The sequence below is a fragment of the Granulicatella balaenopterae genome (assembly GCF_900111135.1).
Taxonomy (GTDB): domain Bacteria; phylum Bacillota; class Bacilli; order Lactobacillales; family Aerococcaceae; genus Granulicatella; species Granulicatella balaenopterae.
Genome location: NZ_FOGF01000018.1, coordinates 20,735 through 40,685 on the forward strand (window position 1 = coordinate 20,735; position 19,951 = coordinate 40,685).

Sequence of the window (19,951 nt, forward strand, 5' to 3'; positions counted from 1 at the left end):
GTGAGGATAGATTATTTTATGAAAATTAATAAAATTGTGAGTATTACAGAAACAATGCATCAAGTACAATTTGGGTTAATGAATACAAGGGACTATGCAGATAACCAATATGTAGCGCGAATTTATACGATTAACCAACGTCAAGAATATCAGTTAATTGGTGAATATCCAATCAATCATTATGGCGAGATTATCGCAAGTTTTAGTAAAAATATTTCAGCAAAACACCGTATTATTGCACAAGTGTTTGAAAAAGGAAATGATGCAAAAATTCTTTCTTCCAGTGAACAGTCAATGGGAAAAGATAGTGATGTAGTTGAAATGGTTCGCAAATCTTATTGGTATGATAATAAATTTTATAAAGAAAATGGAACTTTAGCAAGAAATGAGTGGATTTATGATTATGAGTATGGTAAATGGTTTTATATTGATGAGACGGAACAATATTGTAGTAATCAGTGGATTCAAGGATATTATTTACGTAGTGATGGTCAAATGGCACAAAATGAATGGATTCATGATCGAAAAAATAATAAATGGTATTTTGTGGGTGAAAATGGTCACTATTTAGCCAATCAATGGAAAGAGGGAATCTATTTACGTAACAATGGGGAAGTTGCTAAAGAGGCTTGGATTTTTGATAAAGATGAACAAGCTTGGTTTTATGTTGATGGAACAGGCCATTATGTGACAGAATGCTGGGTTAGTGACTATTATTTAGATAGTAAAGGGCAAATTGCAAAAAATCAATGGCTACATGATGGTAAGGGGTGGCGTTATGTAAAAGCAAATGGTTGTTGCGCTCGTGACGAAATGATAAAAGGCCATTATATTCCCAAAGATGGATATTTCGTTAGAATACATTAACAGTATACTATATTTTTAAATGATTAAGAAAGTATTAAAAACGTGTTCATGAGATTTAAATTTGTTATAATAGTGAACGTATCAAGAAAGCGGAAAATACTTTATTAAAAAAAGAATAATATAATGCTTTGGCAATGATTTACTATTGAACCACAAATAAAAACTGTTCTTCAACTAAAAATCAATTTTTGCCTTTTTAACAGTCCAAAAAATTTTTTGTGAAAAAATTAATTTTTTTTAATTCGGATAAATTTATTATATTTAGATAAAAATAAAATAAATTTGATAAAGTATTTTTATTTTAAAAATGTAATTAATAAGAAAAAACACCATTTTTAAGAAAGCGCTTGCTATTGTATTTTTGAGACAAAGAAAGTATATTAATAGCAAGATACCGGTATTTAAAAAAATAGAAGTGGAGAGGATAAAATGAATAATTTGTCAACTGATGGATCGAGCGCCCATAGTCAAATGTTAGCGGATCAAAAAATGGCCAAAATTCAAAAAGTTTTTTCAATTAAAGGAATTGGGCATGGCTTATTGTCTGGCTTTACATATGGAATTTATTCTACCTTAGTTGCTATTGCAGCTAGTTATCAGCCTTTATCAACAGCGGTAGGTCTATTTGCTGCCCCTTTTGTATGTTCAGGATTAAACGATTTACTTTCTGGTATTTGGTTATTTATGTATAATTTTAAATTAGGGAAACTAAAAGAATTACCTCGTACACTTAAGACTAAATCTGGCATGATGATGGTTTTAGGCTTCCTATTAGGTGGACCAATTGCCAACGGAGCCTATCTAATTGGTTTAGCAAAAGCAGGTGTTTATGCCATTCCAATTTCTGCTACGAATGCTATTTGGGGATCAATTTTTGCATGGATATTCTTTAAACAAGTTCCAAGTAAACGTGTTATTTGTGGGATGTTAACTTGTGTTGTTGGGGCTAGTGTGATTGGTTGGACGCCAGTTGAAAATGCTGACAACTTTTTATTGGGTATTTTCTGTGCATTAATTGCCGCTATTGGTTGGGGCATGGAAGGTATGTTTTCTAGTTTTGGAGGTACTATGCTAGATTCTGACGTTATTGTTAATTTACGTCAATTAATTTCTGGTGGTATTTCATTAATTATTCTTGTGCCATTTGTGCATGCAACAGGTTTATTATCAGCTACTTTACAAGCGGGTACTCCTGTATTCTGGTTAGCGTTATCTGGTTTGGCAGCGGGTGTTTCCTTTGTAATGTGGTATAAAGCAAACTCACAAATTGGTTGTGCAATGGGGATGTCATTGAATATTAGTTATGCCTTCTGGGGAGTTTTGTTGGGAATTCTTTTCTTACATCAAGCTATTACAATGAATATTATAGTTGGATCCTTATTAATTATTTGTGGAGCAATTTTAGTTACGATGAATCCATTAGAAATGTTTAAAAAAGGAGATGAACAATAATGACATTACCAGCTAGATCTGCTGTTTTAAATGAAGTCTATAAAGCAGGAAGTATTAGTGTAAATCAAACAATGCAAAATTTAAAACCGATTTATGGTATGGAGCGTCAATTCCAAAAGAAGTTATTTATTGAGCATTTTATGTCGTTGGAAGCAGTGGATTTAATTGTTTTAGATAAATATGAATTAGATAATGAAGGAGAATTAAATCTTTATTATACTATTACAGAAACTGGCAAGGAAATCACTGAGAAATATATACCGAAACAATATCATTAAAAATTAGTGACGAAAAAACTGGGACTTGTACCCAGTTTTTTTGTTGACAAAAAATTTACTAGAGTTAGAATGAAGACATAAAAAGCCAAAGAGAAAGAAGGTTAATTATGTTACAGGAACATTATGAATTATGTCAATCATTAAGACATGAATTACATCAACATCCTGAATTATCAGGGAAAGAAGTGTGGACAAAAGCTCGCTTAATCAGATTTTTACAGGATCATACTAGTGTAAAGATTGTTGATAAGGGAGATTATTTTTATGCAATTTATCATGGTAAAAAGCCAGCAATTGCTTTTAGAGCAGATTACGATGCATTGCCAATCGACGATAAGATTCCAACTGATTATCGTTCGCAATTTGATGGATTGGGACATAAATGTGGTCACGATGGCCATTCAGCTACTCTATGCGGTTTAGTATTGGAAGTTGAACGTATTAAACCTGAAAGAGAAGTAATATTTTTGTTTCAACCAGCAGAAGAAACAGGTGAAGGAGCTAAGATTTGTCAATCAGTCTTTAACGAACAAGATATTAGTGAATTTTATGCATATCATAATTATCCAACCGAACCCTATAAGATGGTTTCTGTAATGCCGGGGACAATTTGTTTAACTTCAAAAGGATTAAGTTTGTATTTTGAAGGGAAGACTTCACATGCTAGTCAACCTGAAGCTGGAATTAATCCAGCGTTTACAATTGCAAAAGTAATTGCGGAAATAGAGCGAATTACGAATGATACTAGTTTATTTGAGAAATTTGTTAGATGTACTATTGTTGAAGTATCAGTAGGAGAAAAGGCATTTGGTGTATCAGCAGGGAAAGGAGTATTGCGCTTAACAATTAGAGCATATGAAGAAAGCGAATTAGCATTATTAGAACAAATGATTGTAGAGCATGCGAATAAATTATCCATTGCAGCAGGGATTAAATTCCATTATGATGAACAAGATTATTTCCCAGCAACGGTAAATCACCAAGTAGCAGTAGATAAATTATGGCAGGCTTGCGAGAAAATCAATCAACCAATACGTGCATTACCTGAGTTCTTCCGCTCGTCAGAAGATTATGGTTATTATATTCAAAAAGTTCCTGGTGCGATGTTTTTTATTGGAGATGGCGAAGATTATCCAAAATTACATACAGTAGAATTTGATTTTCCAGATGAATTAATAAAAGTTGGTGTTGATGTATTTAGCGCTTTAATTACAGCATAATAAAAAAGTGTCACCTCATTGTGGTGACACTTTTTTATATTTAAGCTTGAGTATGGGAAATTGTTACAGTGGGTAAAGGAATACCATTTGTAATTAATGCTGCTTGGTATAAAGTATAAAACTTATGATAGACTCCAAATTGTTGGCCATTCTTTGTATATAGGTTAATACGGTAAGTAAAGCGACCATTATCACTAACTTGTGGTCCAACGATATAAGGTTCTTTAACAATATCCTCGTCTTTTGGAATTTCTTTGGCATTTACCTCTTCAATAATTTGTTTGACTTTATCTAAGTCTGCTGTTAAATATAATGGAATATCAATCGTTGCACGACTTTCAAAACGTGATAAATTACTAACAATGGTAATGGAACGATTTGGAATAAAGTGTAGAGTACCATCGAAACCTTTAATTTGTGTGGTACGTAAACCGACGCTAGTAATATTTCCGGTAATATCATTAATAGATACTGAATCCCCAACATCAAATTGTTGTTCAAAGATAATGAAGAAACCATTCACTAAATCTGATAAGAAGCCTTGAGCACCAAGACCAATCGCGACCCCAGCAATCCCGGCACCTGCTAATAAACTAGAAATAGGAACTCCTAAAATAGTTAGAATTGAATAAATTAAAATAAAATATAAACTATAATCAATCGTATTTTCAATTAATTTTTTAATCGTTTCTTTTCGGCCTTTACGATATTTTGAAAATTTAAGCGATGTTTCAAAAGAACGTTCTAAAATGATATGTAAGATTTTCTTTGTAATCATAAAGACAATGATTAATATAGCTAAGGAGATAGCTTTACGAACAATTCTATCAACATCATCCATCGTAAAATATTTTTTAATAATATCTATTGTAGCAAATAATGATGTATTCATATAAACTTCCTTTCTGAATAAATAATATATTAATAAGTGTAGCAGTTTTTTTCGTGAAATCCAACTTAAAAATGATAGTTAGTTAGGAAAAGAATCAAAGTAAAACACTATAGCAGATTCGCCATAGTGTTTACGGTACTTAAGTATGTTTAATATAAATTTTATTTTGTTTAGCACCAATTGTAATAGAATCTCCAGCAATAATCTCACCAGACAGTAATTTTTCACTTAATGGATCTTCTACTTGTTTTTGAAGGGCTCGACGGATTGGACGAGCACCATATTCTGGGTCAAAACCTGCTTCAGCAATAACACCTAAAGCAGAGCGAGTAATCTTAGCGTTAATATCTAACTCATTTAGACGCTTGATAATTGATTGACTCATTAGGGCAACAATTTGGCTTAATTCTTCTTTTGATAATTTATGGAAGACGATTACTTCATCAATTCGGTTTAATAATTCTGGTTTGAAGGAATGTTTTAGTTCTTGACGAATGCGTTTTTCCATTGCTTTGTGGTCATGTTGGATATTTTTCGCCGCAAAGCCAACTGATTTTTCATCTCTTAAGGCTGTTGCTCCAAGGTTTGAAGTCATAATTAAAATAGTATTTTTAAAGTCTACTTGACGACCTTTTGTATCAGTTAGGTGTCCATCATCTAGGACTTGTAATAAGATATTAAAGACATCAGGATGGGCTTTTTCAATTTCATCCAATAAAATAACTGAATATGGTTTTTGACGTATTTTCTCTGTTAATTGTCCACCTTCATCAAAACCAACATAGCCTGGAGGTGAACCAACTAAACGACTCACCGCATGTTTTTCCATATACTCAGACATATCAATTCGAACTAAAGCGTTGCTATCACCAAACATGGCTTCAGCTAGAGTTTTGGCTAATTCTGTTTTACCGACGCCTGTAGGACCTAAGAATAGGAATGAGCCAATAGGACGGTTAGGATCTTTTAAACCACTTCTAGCACGACGAATTGCTTTACTAATAGCATTGACTGCCTCGTCTTGTCCGATGACGCGTTTGTGTAATTCTTTTTCTAAATTAATTAAACGATCAGACTCTTTTTTCTCCATTTGTTTTAGAGGGATGCCTGTCCATTGTGCTATTATCTCGCTAACATCATTGGTAGTAATTTTATCGTTATAAATGATTTCTGTAGGATGTTCAATGGCTTCCTCCATTAGTTTTTCAGCTTTTTTGCGCTTGCTCATTTCTTTTTTGCGTAAATTGGCAGCTACTTCAAAATCTTGTTCTTTGATGGCTAATTGTTTTTCTTTTTCAATTTTCTCAATTTCAGCTTCTAATTTTTCGATTTTTGATGGAGCAAGAGTAGTTTCTAAACGAGCTTTAGCTGCTGCTTCGTCAATTAAGTCAATCGCTTTATCTGGTAAGCGTCTTGCGGTAATATAACGTGATGATAATTTCACACTTGCTTCAATCGCTTCATCAGTAATTTTGATATGATGATGCTCTTCATAGCGTTGTTTTAAGCCTTTTAAGATTGCGATTGTATCTTCTGTTGAAGGTTCATTTACTTTTACAGAAGAAAAACGTCGCTCTAAAGCTGCATCTTTTTCAATGTATTTCTGATATTCATCTAATGTTGTAGCCCCGATTACTTGTAATTCACCACGTGCCAAGGCTGGTTTAAGAATATTTGAGGCATCAATAGCACCTTCAGCTCCACCAGCCCCGATTAAAGTATGTAATTCGTCAATAAATAAAATAACGTCTTTTTCGCGATAAATTTCCTCGAGAATCTTCTTCATACGGTCTTCAAATTCACCCCGATATTTTGTTCCAGCAACTAATGAGCCCATATCAAGCATCATTAGACGTTTATTTGCAATATCGTTAGGAACTTTTCCAGCAACCATTAATTGTGCTAAGCCTTCAACAATAGCAGTCTTACCAACACCGGGTTCTCCAACTAGTACTGGATTATTTTTTGTACGACGGCTAATAATTTGAATCATGCGTTTAATTTCGTCGTGACGTCCAACCACAGGATCCATTTTTCCTTCTTTAGCTAATTCTGTTAAATCCCTTGCTAAAGAATTTAATAGAGGTGTGCCAACTTGGGGCATTTTTGTTTGTTGTTGCTTAAATCCAGGTCCTCCAGTAGGTACTTTTGGTTGTGGCTTATTAGGTTTTGCTAAGCCAATAGTAGAATAAATTTCATGCACTAAACTGGTAATATTTATCTCTAAATCCATTAATATTTTGTTAGCGATACTTTCTTCTTTTAATAAGGCTAATAATAAATGTTCTGTACCAATTAATGGAGCTTGTAGGCGTTTTGCTTCATTTGATGCAGAAGTTACTAATTTTTTTGCACGAGGAGAGTAAGGCATTAAATAAGGGTCTTTTTCTTTAGTGCTTGTTCCTCTGCCTACTATTTTTATAATTGCTCTTTTAATCATTCGTTCATCAATAGGCAAGTCACGTAAGATATTTCCTGCAATTCCATCCGGCTCTATTACAAGACCTAATAATAGGTGTTCAGAACCGACTTCAGGATGTTTAAAAGCAATGGCTTCACTAGCGCCAATTAGAATGGCATTTTTTGCTTTATCAGTAAATAATTCAGTCATTAACTTTCCGTTGCCAAAACCTTATAAAACTTGTTTGATACCTTATTCATCCTGTCTGATTTTGCAATGAATACATTCATATGCCAACTCTCATTTGATGTGACAGTCCAAAGGCTTAAATTCCCATACAACGAATGGTACATATTACCATGTATCTTTTAGGTGATACTATGCTAATTTATATTTTGAAAGATTGATACTTGCATTGAAGACCCTATCGATTGTTAGTCCACAAAAATATTTGTAAACTCTATCAGATAGTTTTAAATCGTTCTTAATAGCTCCACAATTACTACAAGTTTTTGAAGATGGATATCACTAGTCACTTCAATAAATTCTATTCCATTGAACTCGCAATTATATTTCATTTTATCTTTAAAATCATACAAACGTTGTTCTGCAATAGCTTTTGATAAATGACGATTTTTTATCATCCCTTTGACATTAAGTGTTTCCATAACAACTCTTGATGGCTTGGTTTTCACTATCTTATTCGTTGCTTGGTGAATATGATTACTTCTTAATATTAGTTAATCTTCTATGAAGTAATTTAATCTGCTTTTCAGGTTTTATAATATTATTAGTCTTTTTATATTGGCAACGGATTTCACCACCTTTTTCAATTTTATACATTTCATATTTTCGACTAACTTTTCTTTGCTTTCTTTTTAAGTCTTTTTACTTCTTTAGTTTTATTGATATTTTTATAGTTTTCTTCTTGTCTTTTCAGAGTCCAATTATAAATAAATCTTGCAGTAGTAGCTGATTGCCATAGTTTTTGCTTTTGAGCTTTGGTTGGCTTTAATCTAACTTTTCTCGCAAGAATCATCTTCTAAAAACTCCTTTTATTTAGTTGTTCTTTTGATTTTAAGCCTAAGAAGTAATTAAGTTATTTCTGTGAATAATACCTATAACCACTATTTGTTATATGATATGGGTTTAACACATTGTTCTTATCTCAATTTCTAAAAAATTGTGTAGTTTCTCCTATAAATTTAGAGAATTCTCCTATCGAATAAAACTTAATTCAACATTACTTTTTAATTATATTATAAATAATCAATATAGTTTTATATACTACATTTAACAGTTAGGACCTCCCTTAATTGTTTTATATTGTAATTTATGTAATACATTTCTCATAATCTGACTGCGAAGATAATCTGCTTTATCACCAGCAAGCTCCAATGATTCTTTTTCCATGGTAACTAATAATAATTCTGCTTCATTTTGTGAGATGATATCATTTTCATAGAGATTATGAACCATATGGACAGCTTGTTTGATCGATAATTTTGGTTTTAATAAATCAATTAATGAAGTGATAATATCAATTTCTTCGATTAAATTGACTTTCATGATACGAATATATCCGCCACCACCACGTTTACTTTCAACAATATATCCTTGTTGAACAGTGAAACGAGTTTTAATAACATAATTAATTTGAGAGGGTACGCAATTGAATTGTTCGGCAATTTCATTACGTCTAATTTCAACTTGGTCATTGGATTTTAAAAATTTTTTTAAATATTCCTCAATCACATCGGACATATTAGGTGTTTGCATTTTGTAACCTCCTTATCATTTGACTATTTTTGACTATTATCATTATACAAGATAGTTTAATTTTTTAAAAGAATTAAGCTGCAATTATTTAAAAAGTATCACGATGCAAGATTAGATAGCAAAGGGCTAAATCATCCATACTTTTTAAAGAAAGGCCAGTTAATTCATAAAATTTATCAATACGATATTGTAAAGTGTTTCGGTGTAAAAATAAGTTTTGGGCAGTTTTTGTTAAGATACCTTTTTGCTGCCATAATTCTTCAATGATACTACTAATTGCTTCTTGTTGGTGTAATAAGGTTAATAAGCTAGTATTGATTGAAGGACATTGATATCCATTGAGTAAATACCAGAATAATAATTTATTAAATGGAATAAATTTATGACGATTAGAAGAAGTTAGATATTGTTGTACCATTTTTAATTCGTCGGTAAATAAAGGCGCTGAGAACATATCTTTTGACCAATAATTACCAGAAAAAATAGTCATATGCACAGCAAAGTCATCTTCAATGGGTAATAAATAATGTTCTAAGTCTTTAGAGATAGGAATGGAATTCGATCCATCAATAATAAAGACGGATAAATCTTTTGACAAAGAAAAATGACCGAAACAATTAGGTAAGACGGCTAGTAAGGTATCAATCCACTCATGCTTCGAAAAACTAGTACTATCAATCACTTGACAATCAATATAAATTAGTTGCAAATACTGATAAATTTGAGGGGGATCTTGTCTATGGCCGGTAATATATTCCTGCCATGGATTTGTATGGGATATCATTTGATAATGGTTATTTTGTTGTTGGAGTGTTTTGATTAATTGAATTTCACGCTCAGACAATTGATTAAGAGATACATTGAACCATTGTGAAGCATTGATGGCAATTGAAATCTCTGCTTGATTATGACTAGGTACTTCAGAAATAGTCCCGTCAGGAAAAAGTTGTATTAATGGGTGCATAATATAAAACGCTATATAGAAGATACAAAATTTCTGATATAGCTCCTCCTTTTAGATATAGTAAATGAGTATTAAAAAAAGAATTACTGTTAAATAATGTATGGGTTCATCTGTATATTGTATTACTATATAATTATACCATACTTTCAAAAAGCTTCACTAACAAGACTGAAAAGTGATTTGAAAGATATTGTCAAGAATTCTTTAAAGTTGTAACTAGGTATATAATTGATAGAAATAGACTTACTTCTATAGAATAGAATGATTGGAAACCTTTGTAAGGATATATTATAATATAGATAATAGCAAAAATAGTCATCAATTGTTTATAAAACATAAAACTATCAGTGGCGTAATCGTATATAGAATCATCAGTATAGGATATAGATTTACAAGAAAATAACGGAAAGCCTACTCTTTTAAGTGTGTAGGAATAGCGTTCTCCTAATGTGGTATAATATTTAGAGTGATATCAATGGGTTTTGATATGAGGTTTATACTATCGTTCATTTATTTGTTGGTGTGATTGGTAGTGAAAGTCTTATAGAAACAGATTAGTCTGATATACTTTCGAGGATGATTGGAAGTCTGTGTATATAAGAACTCAACAAGCTTTAACCGTTGGAGTATCAGTTGTAAGTAATGAAGAAAGTATTAGATATTAGTGATTAGGATATACCGTCGAAGGAAAAGAGGGGACAATGGAACAAGAAGAAAAAGAATTTTTTATGAAAGAAGCTATTAAAGAAGCGCAAAAAGCATATGATAAAAAAGAAGTACCGATTGGAGCGGTCGTTGTTTGTAATGGTGAAATAATCGGACGAGGACATAATCTACGAGAAATGGAACAGGATGCTACATTACACGCAGAGATAAAAGCTATCCGTCAAGCCAATCAACACAAAAAATCGTGGCGTTTAGAAGATTGTGAATTATTTGTAACCTTAGAACCTTGCCCAATGTGTAGTGGGGCTATCTTATTAGCGCGTTTAAAAAAAGTAACATTTGGAGCATTTGATCCGAAAGCTGGAACTTGTGGGACATTTATGAATTTAGTACAAGATGAACGCTTTAATCATCAAGCAGCAGTAGAAAGTGGTGTCTTAGAAGAAGAATGTACTGTATTATTACAATCATTTTTTAAAGAATTACGTCAAAGAAATAAATTACGTAAACAATTAGTAAAAGCAGAAGCAAACAAAGGAATATAAACCAGAATAAAAATACCGTAACTAAATGTTAGAACACATTTGGTTACGGTATTTGATTTATTAAATAAAAAATGTGAATTATGCCAAGTCTTTTGAATTGGTCATGACTGCATCAATTAAACCATATTTTACTGCTTCATCTGCAGACATGAAGTTGTCACGATCTGTATCTTTTTCAATAGTTTTTAATTTTTTACCAGTACGTTCTGCTAAAATAGTATTTAAACGATTACGTGTTGATAAAATATGTTTAGCAGCAATTTCAATTTCAGTTGCTTGACCTTGTGCACCGCCAAGAGGTTGGTGAATCATGATTTCTGCATTTGGAAGAGCAAAACGTTTTCCTTTTTCACCTGCAGCAAGTAAGAATGATCCCATAGAAGCAGCCATACCCATTGCGATAGTTTGAACATCAGCTCTAATAAAGTTCATCGTATCAAAAATAGCTAAACCAGCTGTAACGCTTCCTCCTGGTGAATTGATATACATATAGATGTCTTTTTCAGGATCTTGCGCATCTAAAAATAATAATTGAGCGATAATAGCATTTGCCATATTATCTTCAATTTGACCACTAACCATAATAATACGGTCTTTTAACAGACGAGAATAAATATCATAAGCGCGTTCACCACGAGATGATTGTTCAATAACTGTTGGAATTAAGTTCATTTTATTTACCTCCGATATAATTGTTATATACATTGTTTAAAAAATACTAAACCTAGTTTACTAGAGAAATGACATTTGGGCAAACATTTTTAACGAAAACTAGTAAATAGATGATTATGGAAGAGAAAAATTAGTTTAAAATGATTAAAAATAACATAATAAGGAAGAGTGGGTGACGTAAGAAGCTAAAACTTAGGAAGATTATTGGCAATATTTTTAAAAGATGAAAGTGAACATTTTCTTTCAATATAAATATTCACTTTCACCTTTGAGATATTTTACATTATATTATAATCAGTGGCCCTTACACAAAAAACTTGTACCATAAGATTGATACAAGCTAGAATATGATCAAATTGTGTTCAAAAACTAATAATACATGGTAATTGATGAGAAACGTGTTTTTTCAAAAATCTTATTAAATCAATGTTTTTATTATTTTTTGTAATTTATGATGACTAATGAAAATTATAAAAAACGTCGCCTAGGGGAATTGAACCCCTATTTCAAGAACCGGAATCTTGCGTGATATCCATTACACTAAGGCAACTAACTAATATGAAAATATTTTATAGGAATTGGGATTATTTTTCAAGTATAAAGAGTTTTATAAGATAATAGGGACAAAAAACGTCCCTTATTATTTAGAATAAAAAAGAGCTTATAAGTTGAAATTAGTTTTGAATAGTGCTAGAATAATATATGTAATTGAGATAAATATTGATTACAAAAAAATAACAAAAGTATTCGTGGGACTTTTTATGACCCTTAAAAGTATGGAGGTAGAATATGCATGGATAGTTTTTCGATTATACAGCAAGTTGTGCCCGAAAGCTACCATTTGCTTCATACTCGATACAATATATTACAGCTGATTTCTAATGAGGAACCAATTGGCAGGCGCTTGTTAGCTAAAAAAATGGGTTTATCTGAACGTGTATTGCGAACAGAAACAGATTTGTTAAAGCAACAAAAATTAGTTGATTATTCAACTAATGGTATGACAATTACAACATTTGGACAATCTATTTTAGAGATAATAGCTAGTATGTCACAAGAACTGGTACTAATGAATCAAAAAGAAGCCGCTGTCGCTAAGAAGTTAAAGGTTAACTTTTGTCGTATTATCTCTAATGAAAGAAGTACGGTAGACTTTAATAAAATTCTTGGTGAAAATGTTCAAAGAATTTTGAATAGTTTATTACCTATGGGGGAGTCAGTTATTGCTGTAACTGGTGGTAATACCATGGCGACGGTATCTAGTAATTTCAATCCGAAATTATCACAACAGCGCGATTTGGTTTTTGTTCCAGCGCGAGGTGGAGTAGGCGGTTCAACTTTAATTCAAGCCAATAGTGTTAGTGAAGTAATGGCCTTAAATACGAATGGAAGTTATCGTTCGTTATATGTTCCTGAACATGTTAGCAAGGAAACATATATGTCATTAAGTCAAGAACCAGGTGTGGCTGAAGTAATTGAATTGATGAATAAGGCAAATTGTTTGCTTTATAGTGTAGGAAATGCCAAAATAATGGCAGAAAGACGTGGCTTATCTCGAAATGAGCAATCGTTAATTGCTGAAAAAAATGCAGTTGGTGAAGCGTTTGGTTGTTTCTTTAATTCAGCAGGACAAGTAGTATTTAAATTACCTCGGATTGGATTAGATTTAGATAATCTTGCGACATTCCCTTATACAATAGCAATTGTTGTTGGGGAAGAAAAAGTAGAGGCTTTAAAAGCTTATACAAAAATCGCACCAGTATCAAATACATGGTATGTAATTGATGAAGGTGTAGCAAACTTGGTTTTAAACGAGGAATCTCGTTAAAATAATAAAAAATTCCTAGGAGGAAAAGTATATGACAGTTAAAGTTGGTATTAACGGTTTTGGACGTATTGGACGTTTAGCATTCCGTCGCATTCAAGAAGTGGAAGGAATTGAAGTTGTTGCAATCAATGACTTAACAGATGCAGCTGCATTAGCTCACTTATTAAAATATGATTCAACACAAGGACGTTTCAACGGTGAAGTTGAAGTATTAGATGGCGCGTTCCGCGTTAACGGAAAAGACGTAAAAGTTTTAGCTAACCGTAACCCTGAAGAATTACCATGGGGAGAATTAGGAGTAGATATCGTTTTAGAATGTACTGGATTCTTCACATCTAAAGAAAAAGCTGGCTTACACTTAAAAGCTGGTGCAAAACGTGTAGTTATCTCAGCACCTGGTGGAAGCGATGTACCTACAGTAGTTTACAACGTAAACCATGATATTTTAACAGGTGAAGAAACAGTTATCTCTGGTGCTTCATGTACTACAAACTGTTTAGCTCCAATGGCTAAAGTTTTACAAGATAAATTTGGAATCGTTGAAGGTTTAATGACTACTATTCACGGTTACACTGGTGACCAAAATACATTAGATGCTCCACATCCAAAAGACTTCCGTCGTGCTCGTGCAGCAGCAGTGAATATTGTACCTAATACAACTGGTGCAGCTAAAGCTATTGGTTTAGTAATTCCTGAATTAAACGGAAAATTAGACGGAGCAGCTCAACGTGTTCCTGTACCAACAGGTTCATTAACAGAATTAATCACTGTATTAGAAAAAGAAGTTTCTGTTGAAGAAATTAACGCAGCTATGAAAGAATCAGCTAACGAATCTTATGGATATACTGAAGATCCATTAGTATCTTCTGATATCGTAGGTATTTCTTACGGATCATTATTCGATGCAACTCAAACAAAAGTTATGACAGTTGGCGACAAACAATTAGTTAAAACTGTTGCTTGGTATGATAACGAAATGTCATACACATCTCAATTAATCCGTACTTTACAATACTTCGCAAGTTTATAATATAAAGATAAGCTAGTCGTATCAAAGTAATTAGGGCGATGGAGGCATTCTCGCTTCCTCGCCTTTTTAAATATAATACCAAGAGATTCCTTAATCTTTAGCTTGGTGTGTAATTTATTAAAGCAAGATTATATTATGTGAGAGTTTATCTCGCTCCAAATATAAAAATACTAGGAGGCTATTTTATGGCGAAAAAAGTAGTAACAGATTTACAAGTAAGTGGAAAGAAAGTATTAGTTCGTGTTGATTTCAACGTACCATTGAAAGACGGCGTTATCACAGATGACAACCGTATTGTACAAGCATTACCAACAATTAAATATTTAATCGAAAACAATGCTAAAGTAATCCTATTCTCTCACTTAGGTAAAGTGAAATCAGAAGACGACAAAGCTAAATTAAGCTTGCGTCCAGTTGCAGAACGTTTACAAGAATTATTAGGACAAGAAGTTACATTTGTTCCTGAAACTCGTGGAGAAGCTTTAGAAACAGCTATTAATAACTTAGAAGACGGACAAGTATTATTATTTGAAAACACTCGTTTCGAAGACATTGATGGTAAAAAAGAATCTAAAAACAACCCTGAATTAGGCGCTTACTGGGCTGGATTAGGTGATGTATTTGTAAACGACGCTTTCGGTACAGCTCACCGTTCTCACGCTTCTAACGTAGGTATTGCAAGCCACTTAGATACAGCAGCTGGCTTCTTAATGGAAAAAGAAATTAAATTCATCGGTGGAGCAGTAGATGAACCAAAACGTCCTTTCGTGGCTATTTTAGGTGGAGCAAAAGTGTCAGATAAAATTGGTGTTATCGAAAACTTAATCGATAAAGCTGATAAAGTTTTAATCGGTGGCGGTATGGCTTATACATTCTTCAAAGCTCAAGGCAAAGAAGTTGGTATGTCATTATTAGAAGAAGATCGTTTAGAATTAGCTAAAAGTATTTTAGAAAAAGCTGGTGACAAATTAGTATTACCAGTAGACAATAAAGTAGCTAAAGAATTTTCAAACGATGCTGAAATCACAATTGTTGAAGCAGGTAAAATACCAGCTGACCAAGAAGGTTTAGACGTAGGACCTGCAACAGTAGAATTATTCGAAAACATCTTACAAGGTGCTAAAACTGTTGTATGGAACGGACCAATGGGCGTATTCGAATTACCTAATTTCGCTAAAGGTACAATCGGTGTATGTGAAGCAATCGCTAACTTAGACGATGCTACAACAATCATCGGTGGTGGTGACTCTGCAGCAGCAGCAATCTCATTAGGTTATGCTGATAAATTCACTCACATCTCAACTGGTGGTGGCGCTTCTCTAGAATATTTAGAAGGTAAAGAATTACCTGGCGTTGCAGCAATCTCAGACAAATAATCAAAACAATTCAATTAATAATTAGATGGCTGATTAGTCATCTAGTTATTTTATGATCCAATTTTAGGAGGAATATATACATGCGTAAACCAATGATCGCAGGAAACTGGAAAATGAACAAAACTCACGAAGAAGCACGCGCTTTCGTGAAAGCAGTAAAAAATGATATCCCTAGTTCTGAATTAGTAGATTCAGTAATCGGAGCTCCATCTTTATTCTTAGAAGGAATGAAAGAAGAAGCGAAAGGTTCTGAATTACGTATCGCAGCTCAAAACTGTTACTTTGAAAATGCTGGTGCTTTCACAGGTGAAACAAGCCCAGCTGCATTAAGTGCATTAGCTGTTGACTATGTAATTATCGGACACTCAGAACGTAGAGAATATTTCCATGAAACTGACGAAGAAATTAACAAAAAAGCTCACGCAATTTTTGCAAATGGTATGAAACCAATCATCTGTTGTGGTGAAACTTTAGAAACTTATGAAGCTGGTAAAGCTGGTGAATTCGTTGCTCAACAAGTAACTAAAGCATTAAAAGGCTTATCAGAAGATCAAGTTAAATCATTAGTAATCGCTTATGAACCAATTTGGGCTATCGGTACTGGTAAATCAGCTACTAAAGATGATGCACAAACAATGTGTAAAACAGTTCGTGACGTTGTTGCCAAAGACTTCGGTCAAGAAGTAGCAGATGCAGTTCGTATTCAATACGGTGGTTCTGTTAAACCAGAAAATATCGCAGAATATATGGCTTGTCCAGACGTTGATGGAGCATTAGTTGGTGGTGCAAGCTTACAACCAGAATCATTCTTAGCTTTATTGGAGGCAGTAAAATAATGACTAAATCACCTATGGCAATCATTATCCTTGATGGATTTGGTTGGAGACCAGAAGTTGAAGGCAATGCAGTGGCATTAGCTAAAAAACCAAACTTTGACCGTTATTACAATGAATTTCCACATACAACATTAAAAGCAGCAGGATTAGATGTAGGTCTTCCTGAAGGACAAATGGGTAACTCTGAAGTAGGACATACAAATATTGGTGCTGGCCGAATTGTATATCAAAGTTTAACACGTATTGATAAAGCAATTACTGATGGTGAATTCCAAACAAACGAAGCATTATCAGGCGCTTTTTCACACGTTATTGAAAACAAATCAGCATTACACTTATTTGGTTTATTATCAGATGGTGGCGTACATAGCCACATCAATCACTTGATTGCCTTAGTTGAAAATGCTAAAGCAAAAGGAATTGAAAAAGTTTATGTGCATGCTTTCTTAGATGGTCGCGATGTTGCTCCAGATTCAGCACCAGGATATTTAGCTACTTTAGAAGAAAAACTAGCTGAAATTGGTGTTGGTGAAATTGCAACAGTTTCAGGCCGTTACTATGCTATGGACCGCGATACTCGTTGGGAACGTGTTGAATTAGCATATAATGCCATTATGCATGGTGAAGGTCCTAAATTTGCTTCAGCTAAAGATGTAGTTGATGCAAGTTATAAGGAAAATGTTATGGATGAATTTGTAATTCCTTCAGTAATTGAAAAAGATGGCAAACCGGTAGCAACAGTTGAAGATAATGATGCGATTATCTTCTTTAACTTCCGTCCTGACCGTGCTATTCAATTATCAAATGCAGTAACTGATAAAGAATGGAATCACTTTGATCGTGGTACTCGTGCTGAAAACGTTAAATTAGTTACTATGACTTTATATAATCCAAGCATTGATGCTAAAGTAGCATTCCCGCCAATCCCAATGACAAATGTTATTGGTGAAGTATTAGCAAATAAAGGATTAAAACAATTACGTATTGCGGAAACTGAAAAATATCCACACGTAACATTCTTTATGAATGGTGGACGTAATGAAGAATTTCCAGGTGAAAACCGTATTTTAATTCCTTCACCAAAAGTTGCTACATATGATTTAAAACCAGAAATGAGTGCTTTTGAAGTAGGAGATGCATTATATGAATCTATTATGAATGACGAAAATGATGCAATTATCTTGAACTTCGCAAATCCTGATATGGTTGGACACTCTGGAATGTTAGAACCAACAATTCAAGCAATTGAAGCTGTTGATGAAAACTTAGGTAAAGTCGTTGATGCAATTCATGCTAAAGGTGGACACGCAATTATCTTTGCTGACCATGGTAACTCAGAAACAATGGTAACACCAGAAGGTAACCCTCACACAGCGCATACAACAGTACCTGTACCTGTAATCGTTACTAAAAAAGGTGTAGAATTACGTGAAGGCGGACGTCTAGCTGACGTTGCTCCAACGTTATTAGACCTATTAAATGTGGAAAAACCTGCAGAAATGACAGGTGAATCACTAATTATTAAATAAATTTTGAAGAAAATGCTTACATTCGGAAGTAAATGATTGCAAGTATTGTCAGAATTTAATAAAATAAGGTAGTAAAATAAATTAAATATAAAGGAGTTAATAAATCATGCCATTTATTACAGACATTTTAGCAAGAGAAGTATTAGATTCACGTGGTAACCCAACTATCGAAGTTGAAGTTTACACAGAAAGCGGTGCGTTTGGCCGTGGAATGGTTCCATCAGGAGCATCTACAGGTGAACACGAAGCAATCGAATTACGTGATGGAGACAAATCTCGTTATTTAGGAAAAGGTGTTTTAACAGCAGTTGATAACGTAAATAACATTATCGCTGAAGCTTTAATCGGTTATGATGTTCGCGAACAATTAGCAATTGATAAAGTAATGATCGATTTAGATGGAACTCCTAACAAATCTAAATTAGGTGCTAACGCAATCTTAGGCGTATCTATTGCCGTAGCTCGTGCAGCAGCAGAATACTTAGATTTACCATTATACCAATATTTAGGAGGATTCAACTCTAAAGTTATTCCAACACCAATGATGAATATCGTTAACGGTGGATCTCACTCAGATGCTCCAATCGCATTCCAAGAGTTCATGATCTTACCAGTTGGAGCTCCAACATTCCGTGAAGCTTTACGTTGGGGTGCTGAAGTATTCCATTCATTAGCAAAAATCTTAAAATCTCGTGGTTTAGTAACTGCTGTAGGTGACGAAGGTGGTTTTGCTCCTAAATTTGAAGGAACTGAAGATGCAGTTGAAACAATTTTAGAAGCTATTAAAGCAGCTGGTTTAGAACCAGGTAAAGATGTATACTTAGGATTTGACTGTGCAGCATCAGAATTCTACGTTGATGGTGTATATGACTACACTAAATTTGAAGGTGAAGGCGCTGCAAAACGTACTTCAGCTGAACAAGTTGATTACTTAGAAGAATTAGTTTCTAAATACCCAATCATTACTATTGAAGATGGTATGGACGAAAACGATTGGGAAGGTTTCAAATTATTAACTGAACGCTTAGGCGATAAAATTCAATTAGTAGGTGACGATTTATTCGTAACAAATACTGAAATCTTAGCGCGTGGTATCGAAAATGACATCACTAACTCAATCTTAATCAAATTAAACCAAATTGGTTCAATCACTGAAACATTTAACGCTATTGAAATGGCTCAAAAAGCTGGATACACTGCTGTAATCTCACACCGTTCTGGTGAAACTGAAGATTCAACAATCGCTGACGTTGCAGTTGCTGCAAATGCTGGCCAAATCAAAACTGGTTCATTAAGCCGTACAGACCGTATTGCTAAATACAACCAATTATTACGTATTGAAGATGAATTAGGTGAGTTAGCTGAATACCAAGGTATCAATGCTTTCTACAACTTAAAAAACAAATAATTTAAATTTTAATAAAATTGATTAGTTACGGCTAATCGCATGACGTCTTGAAACACTCTTGCTATTTAGTGAGGGTGTTTTTTTTCGGTGTGCCAAGCATGGCACTAATCTATCTGGTGAAAGTCCAGTCACGGGTATTTACCGCCAAGTGTAGCGAACCACAAGTTGGTATCAGAAATGGTATAGATGAAGGAAGTGGTGTAGCAAA

19 protein-coding genes, 1 tRNA gene and 1 pseudogene are annotated in these 19,951 nt (G+C 33.5%); 11 read left to right on the plus strand and 10 right to left on the minus strand.

What is annotated here, in order from left to right:
* The first annotated feature begins 18 nt into the window (after nucleotides 1–18).
* The 4 genes from BMX09_RS05315 (at nucleotide 19) to BMX09_RS05330 (ending at nucleotide 3,817) form a co-directional block, all read left to right on the plus strand.
* Nucleotides 19–867: a hypothetical protein gene (locus BMX09_RS05315; RefSeq protein WP_089746667.1), complete on the plus strand. Its 849-nt coding sequence runs from the start codon at nucleotides 19–21 to the stop codon at nucleotides 865–867.
* Nucleotides 868–1,296: 429 nt separating this feature from the next.
* Nucleotides 1,297–2,319 carry a DMT family transporter gene (locus BMX09_RS05320; protein ID WP_089746668.1) on the plus strand — a complete coding sequence of 341 codons (1,023 nt, stop codon included), beginning with the start codon at nucleotides 1,297–1,299 and terminating at the stop codon, nucleotides 2,317–2,319.
* Complete coding sequence (locus tag BMX09_RS05325; protein WP_089746669.1) at nucleotides 2,319–2,597, plus strand: hypothetical protein; 279 nt, start codon at nucleotides 2,319–2,321, stop codon at nucleotides 2,595–2,597. Before BMX09_RS05320 ends, BMX09_RS05325 begins: the two co-directional genes overlap by 1 nt.
* A gap of 107 nt (nucleotides 2,598–2,704) precedes the next feature.
* Nucleotides 2,705–3,817 (plus strand): M20 metallopeptidase family protein, encoded by a 1,113-nt coding sequence (locus BMX09_RS05330; RefSeq protein ID WP_089746670.1) that lies wholly within the window; start codon nucleotides 2,705–2,707, stop codon nucleotides 3,815–3,817.
* A gap of 40 nt (nucleotides 3,818–3,857) precedes the next feature.
* On the opposite strand, the gene BMX09_RS05335 is transcribed toward BMX09_RS05330, so the two are convergent.
* From BMX09_RS05335 to BMX09_RS05355, 8 genes and pseudogenes are all read right to left on the minus strand, one after another.
* The gene (locus BMX09_RS05335) at nucleotides 3,858–4,685 is read right to left on the minus strand and encodes a mechanosensitive ion channel family protein (RefSeq protein ID WP_407645250.1); all 828 of its coding nucleotides are present in this window, start codon (nucleotides 4,683–4,685) and stop codon (nucleotides 3,858–3,860) included.
* A gap of 163 nt (nucleotides 4,686–4,848) precedes the next feature.
* A complete protein-coding gene (locus BMX09_RS05340) occupies nucleotides 4,849–7,320 on the minus strand; it encodes an ATP-dependent Clp protease ATP-binding subunit (RefSeq protein ID WP_089746671.1) in 2,472 nt (823 codons plus the stop codon).
* A 168-nt stretch (nucleotides 7,321–7,488) separates the two neighbouring features.
* Nucleotides 7,489–7,599 (minus strand): hypothetical protein, encoded by a 111-nt coding sequence (locus BMX09_RS10275; RefSeq protein WP_177159549.1) that lies wholly within the window; start codon nucleotides 7,597–7,599, stop codon nucleotides 7,489–7,491.
* Nucleotides 7,584–7,778: a hypothetical protein gene (locus BMX09_RS10280; protein WP_245711132.1), complete on the minus strand. Its 195-nt coding sequence runs from the start codon at nucleotides 7,776–7,778 to the stop codon at nucleotides 7,584–7,586. Before BMX09_RS10280 ends, BMX09_RS10275 begins: the two co-directional genes overlap by 16 nt.
* Nucleotides 7,779–7,966: 188 nt before the next feature.
* On the minus strand, nucleotides 7,967–8,149 hold the full coding sequence (locus BMX09_RS10285) for a helix-turn-helix domain-containing protein (RefSeq protein WP_177159548.1): 183 nt from the start codon (nucleotides 8,147–8,149) through the stop codon (nucleotides 7,967–7,969).
* A 63-nt stretch (nucleotides 8,150–8,212) separates the two neighbouring features.
* A pseudogene (locus BMX09_RS10290) lies at nucleotides 8,213–8,347 on the minus strand (IS607 family transposase); the annotation flags it as partial.
* Nucleotides 8,348–8,403: 56 nt separating this feature from the next.
* On the minus strand, nucleotides 8,404–8,889 hold the full coding sequence (locus BMX09_RS05350) for a CtsR family transcriptional regulator (RefSeq protein WP_089746672.1): 486 nt from the start codon (nucleotides 8,887–8,889) through the stop codon (nucleotides 8,404–8,406).
* A gap of 88 nt (nucleotides 8,890–8,977) precedes the next feature.
* Entirely contained in the window at nucleotides 8,978–9,853 is an 876-nt protein-coding gene (locus BMX09_RS05355) for a helix-turn-helix domain-containing protein (protein ID WP_089746673.1), read from the minus strand.
* Nucleotides 9,854–10,554: 701 nt separating this feature from the next.
* Between BMX09_RS05355 and tadA the strand changes: the two genes are divergently transcribed.
* The gene (gene tadA, locus BMX09_RS05360; protein ID WP_089746674.1) at nucleotides 10,555–11,064 is read left to right on the plus strand and encodes a tRNA adenosine(34) deaminase TadA; all 510 of its coding nucleotides are present in this window, start codon (nucleotides 10,555–10,557) and stop codon (nucleotides 11,062–11,064) included.
* A gap of 78 nt (nucleotides 11,065–11,142) precedes the next feature.
* Here the strand turns inward: tadA and clpP are convergent, their stop codons facing one another.
* Together clpP and BMX09_RS05370 are read right to left on the minus strand one after the other, a co-directional pair.
* Nucleotides 11,143–11,736 carry an ATP-dependent Clp endopeptidase proteolytic subunit ClpP gene (gene clpP / locus BMX09_RS05365; RefSeq protein WP_089746675.1) on the minus strand — a complete coding sequence of 198 codons (594 nt, stop codon included), beginning with the start codon at nucleotides 11,734–11,736 and terminating at the stop codon, nucleotides 11,143–11,145.
* Between the two features lie 478 nt (nucleotides 11,737–12,214).
* Nucleotides 12,215–12,286 (minus strand) — tRNA-Arg (locus BMX09_RS05370).
* Between the two features lie 243 nt (nucleotides 12,287–12,529).
* Here BMX09_RS05370 and BMX09_RS05375 point away from each other — a divergent pair.
* The 6 genes from BMX09_RS05375 (at nucleotide 12,530) to eno (ending at nucleotide 19,743) form a co-directional block, all read left to right on the plus strand.
* A complete protein-coding gene (locus BMX09_RS05375; RefSeq protein WP_089746676.1) occupies nucleotides 12,530–13,564 on the plus strand; it encodes a sugar-binding transcriptional regulator in 1,035 nt (344 codons plus the stop codon).
* Nucleotides 13,565–13,595: 31 nt separating this feature from the next.
* A complete protein-coding gene (gene gap / locus BMX09_RS05380; RefSeq protein WP_089746677.1) occupies nucleotides 13,596–14,594 on the plus strand; it encodes a type I glyceraldehyde-3-phosphate dehydrogenase in 999 nt (332 codons plus the stop codon).
* A 185-nt stretch (nucleotides 14,595–14,779) separates the two neighbouring features.
* Complete coding sequence (locus BMX09_RS05385; RefSeq protein ID WP_089746678.1) at nucleotides 14,780–15,970, plus strand: phosphoglycerate kinase; 1,191 nt, start codon at nucleotides 14,780–14,782, stop codon at nucleotides 15,968–15,970.
* An 80-nt stretch (nucleotides 15,971–16,050) separates the two neighbouring features.
* A complete protein-coding gene (gene tpiA / locus BMX09_RS05390) occupies nucleotides 16,051–16,806 on the plus strand; it encodes a triose-phosphate isomerase (protein WP_089746679.1) in 756 nt (251 codons plus the stop codon).
* A complete protein-coding gene (gene gpmI / locus BMX09_RS05395) occupies nucleotides 16,806–18,335 on the plus strand; it encodes a 2,3-bisphosphoglycerate-independent phosphoglycerate mutase (RefSeq protein ID WP_089746680.1) in 1,530 nt (509 codons plus the stop codon). Before tpiA ends, gpmI begins: the two co-directional genes overlap by 1 nt.
* Before the next feature lie 106 nt (nucleotides 18,336–18,441).
* Complete coding sequence (gene eno, locus BMX09_RS05400) at nucleotides 18,442–19,743, plus strand: phosphopyruvate hydratase (protein WP_089746681.1); 1,302 nt, start codon at nucleotides 18,442–18,444, stop codon at nucleotides 19,741–19,743.
* Nucleotides 19,744–19,951: the final 208 nt, after the last annotated feature.

Coding starts and splice junctions, on each gene's coding strand:
- BMX09_RS05325 (WP_089746669.1), top strand. CDS start 2,319: ATGACATTACCAGCTAGATCTGCTGTTTTAAATGAAGTCTATAAAGCA.
- BMX09_RS05330 (WP_089746670.1), top strand. CDS start 2,705: ATGTTACAGGAACATTATGAATTATGTCAATCATTAAGACATGAATTA.
- eno (WP_089746681.1), top strand. CDS start 18,442: ATGCCATTTATTACAGACATTTTAGCAAGAGAAGTATTAGATTCACGT.
- clpP (WP_089746675.1), bottom strand. CDS start 11,736: ATGAACTTAATTCCAACAGTTATTGAACAATCATCTCGTGGTGAACGC.
- BMX09_RS10280 (WP_245711132.1), bottom strand. CDS start 7,778: ATGGAAACACTTAATGTCAAAGGGATGATAAAAAATCGTCATTTATCA.
- BMX09_RS05375 (WP_089746676.1), top strand. CDS start 12,530: ATGGATAGTTTTTCGATTATACAGCAAGTTGTGCCCGAAAGCTACCAT.
- gap (WP_089746677.1), top strand. CDS start 13,596: ATGACAGTTAAAGTTGGTATTAACGGTTTTGGACGTATTGGACGTTTA.
- BMX09_RS10285 (WP_177159548.1), bottom strand. CDS start 8,149: ATGATTCTTGCGAGAAAAGTTAGATTAAAGCCAACCAAAGCTCAAAAG.
- tpiA (WP_089746679.1), top strand. CDS start 16,051: ATGCGTAAACCAATGATCGCAGGAAACTGGAAAATGAACAAAACTCAC.
- BMX09_RS05350 (WP_089746672.1), bottom strand. CDS start 8,889: ATGCAAACACCTAATATGTCCGATGTGATTGAGGAATATTTAAAAAAA.
- tadA (WP_089746674.1), top strand. CDS start 10,555: ATGGAACAAGAAGAAAAAGAATTTTTTATGAAAGAAGCTATTAAAGAA.
- BMX09_RS05340 (WP_089746671.1), bottom strand. CDS start 7,320: ATGACTGAATTATTTACTGATAAAGCAAAAAATGCCATTCTAATTGGC.
- BMX09_RS05320 (WP_089746668.1), top strand. CDS start 1,297: ATGAATAATTTGTCAACTGATGGATCGAGCGCCCATAGTCAAATGTTA.
- BMX09_RS05355 (WP_089746673.1), bottom strand. CDS start 9,853: ATGCACCCATTAATACAACTTTTTCCTGACGGGACTATTTCTGAAGTA.
- gpmI (WP_089746680.1), top strand. CDS start 16,806: ATGACTAAATCACCTATGGCAATCATTATCCTTGATGGATTTGGTTGG.
- BMX09_RS05315 (WP_089746667.1), top strand. CDS start 19: ATGAAAATTAATAAAATTGTGAGTATTACAGAAACAATGCATCAAGTA.
- BMX09_RS05385 (WP_089746678.1), top strand. CDS start 14,780: ATGGCGAAAAAAGTAGTAACAGATTTACAAGTAAGTGGAAAGAAAGTA.